We start from the raw sequence: 2,427 nt of genomic DNA, 5'->3' as shown, positions 1-2,427 counted from the left end.
CGGGTGTCCACCAGAGCGGGAACGGTCCAGTCCAGAGGTGATCGCTGGCGACGCAAACTTCACTCTCAAGGACCCGGACAACCTCCAGTTCGCCCTGATCTCATCGTCGATGTTCATTACTTGGCAGCGAACTATCGGTGGGCGAATCAAGTCTGATTTGCGCTTCGGAAGCACGCTGACTTGGTACACCTTCCCCGTGCCTGAACTCACGGACAGGGACAGGAAACGAATCATCGAGGGCGGCCAAAAAGTTCTGGATGCTCGAGCGCAGCATCCAGACCGAAGTCTGGCGGATGCCTACAACCCGTTGGCGATGGACCCGGTGCTCGTGAAGGCGCACGATGCTTTGGACCGGGAGGTTGACCGAGTTTTCGGTGCGTCTCGGAAACTCAGCAACGAACGGCAGCGGTTGGAACTCTTGTTTGCCCGGTACGCCGAGCTCACCCACTAGCCCACTAGGCCCCTAGGGCATTAGGACACTGTGGGCTAGGTAGCTAGTGACCTAGGTTCGGGGCTCCCTGGCCGCGATCGGTCCCTCATTTACGACTTCCTCGACCTAGAGGGTTTCTACCTGCACTTTCGTTGGCGTGCTGCACCGGCATGAGTCGCCGATAGGGTCACCGACCTACAACGAAAGGAGGTGAAATGGAGACCATCGTTTATTCGTTCATCGCACTCGCGTTGATGCTCGTGGTCGTCGCCGCTGTTTACGGAGGAGTGACCGTGCACAAGGCGGCGAACGGCACCGCGTCCAGTGGTGAGCTGGCAGTCGGGGCCGTTCGTGTCGCAGGCATCATCGCGGCCGCGAGCCTGGTCGCGTTCGCGACCAGCTACACGGCGACATTCCTGTCGCAGTTCGGCTGAGTCACCCAAGGGGCGCCCCTGCGGTCTGACGACTGCGGGGGCGTCGTCGTTGGTTAAACTAAACGTCGGACTGGTTTTCGTCGGTCCCCCCAGCACCCGCCCTACGGATGTGCCGATAATGTTGGGTTATGTGAAATTCCCTGGTCAGCGCTCGGGCGCCGGCCGCGTTCAATCCCCTCCGAGCGTATCGGCGACACTCCGCCGCTTCGACTCACGCTCGGGATTCGAGGCGTACAGCCACGATTCCGCTTCGCCCGGCCTGACCAGCGCGCGGCCGACCAGGATCACAGCAGCCTGCCTCAGTCCGGCAGCCTCGACCGCGTCCGCGATGTCAGCGAGAGTGCCGCGCAGCTCCACGCGGTGCGGGCGGCTCGCGTTGGCCACCACGGCCACCGGGCAGTCGGCGCCGTGCGTGGGGATCAGCCGCTCAGCGAGTTCGCGGGTACGGGTGATCGCCAGGTGCAACACAAGCGTCGCGCCGGTGGCGGCGAAATTCTCCAACGACTCAGTCGACGGCATCGCCGTCGATCGCGCCTGAACACGGGTGAGCACCACCGACTGAACCACTTCGGGAACCGTGAGCTCCACGCCCAGCTCGGCGGCCGCGGCGGCATAGGCGGGAACACCAGGAACTACATCCCACGGAACGCCCGCCGCGTCGAGTCGGCGAGTTTGCTCGGCGAGCGCCGAGTACAGCGACGGGTCACCCGAGCACAGCCGGACCACCTCGAGACCCTCTGCGTGAGCGGCGACGATCTCGCCGATGATCCCATCCAAGTCCAGATGTTGGGTGTCCACCAACCGGGCCTCGGGTCGGCAGTGGTCGAGCACTCCGTCGTCGAGATACGTCCCCGCGTACAGGCACACGTCGGCGGCGGCAAGCGCCGCAGCCGCGCGCAGCGTCAGCAGGTCGGCGGCGCCGGGGCCGGCTCCCACGAAGTGAACGGTCACGAGCTCTCCCCTGTCTCCGAAGTATCAGCCGCAGCGACGAAGGGCTTCACGGCCGCCCACTGCACCACAGCCCGAGCTGGCGCCCAGCCAGTGAACCGGCCGATCGAGTCCGCGTGCTCGACCTGGATCCTGGTCAGCTCCCCGCCGAATTCGGCGCGGGCGTCGACCACCACGCGCTCGGTCTCCAGCGTCACCGCGTGGGCGACCAGCCGGCCGCCCGGCGCCAGCGCTTCCCAGCACTGTCGCAGCAGGCCAGGGGCCGTGCCGCCCCCTCCGACGAACACCGCATCCGGCCGCGGAAAACCCTCCAAGACCTCCGGCGCACGACCGTGGACGACCTCCAACGACGGCACCCCGAGCCGCACGGCGTTGCGCGCGACACGCGCCGCCCGCTCGGGATCGGCCTCCACAGCGACAGCCCGACACAACGGGTGCGCGCGCATCCACTCGATGCCCACCGACCCGGCGCCGGCGCCCACGTCCCACATGAGCTCGCCGGCCGAAGGAGCGAGCCGCGACAGCGCCGAAGCACGCAGGTCGCGGCGGGTGAGCTGGCCGTCGTTCTCAAAGACGTCGTCGGGCAATCCCGGCGCCAGCCCGAGCGGGCGGGCG

At 66.7% G+C, this 2,427-nt stretch carries 4 protein-coding genes; 2 read left to right on the top strand and 2 right to left on the bottom strand.

Annotation, left to right across the window (positions count from 1 at the left end; genetic code table 11):
* On the top strand, positions 1-451 hold a 451-nt coding region (locus G6024_RS15730), incomplete at its 5' end, for a type IIL restriction-modification enzyme MmeI (protein WP_338122149.1).
* A gap of 194 nt (positions 452-645) precedes the next feature.
* Positions 646-864, top strand: a complete 219-nt coding sequence (locus tag G6024_RS15725) for a hypothetical protein (RefSeq protein WP_096905730.1) — start codon at positions 646-648, stop codon at positions 862-864.
* A gap of 168 nt (positions 865-1,032) precedes the next feature.
* Here G6024_RS15725 and G6024_RS15720 read toward each other — a convergent pair whose 3' ends face one another.
* Positions 1,033-1,815 carry a cobalt-precorrin-4/precorrin-4 C(11)-methyltransferase gene (locus G6024_RS15720; RefSeq protein ID WP_159149130.1) on the bottom strand — a complete coding sequence of 261 codons (783 nt, stop codon included), beginning with the start codon at positions 1,813-1,815 and terminating at the stop codon, positions 1,033-1,035.
* Positions 1,812-2,427: precorrin-6Y C5,15-methyltransferase (decarboxylating) subunit CbiT (gene cbiT / locus G6024_RS15715; RefSeq protein WP_159149129.1), on the bottom strand; the 616-nt coding region annotated here is incomplete at its 5' end. The genes G6024_RS15720 and cbiT, both read right to left, overlap by 4 nt.

It is taken from the genome of Dietzia maris (assembly GCF_014144855.1).
Classification (GTDB): Bacteria; Actinomycetota; Actinomycetes; order Mycobacteriales; family Mycobacteriaceae; genus Dietzia; species Dietzia kunjamensis.
This window is presented reverse-complemented; position numbering and strand designations above follow the sequence as displayed.

Coding starts and splice junctions, on each gene's coding strand:
- G6024_RS15725 (WP_096905730.1), top strand. CDS start 646: ATGGAGACCATCGTTTATTCGTTCATCGCACTCGCGTTGATGCTCGTG.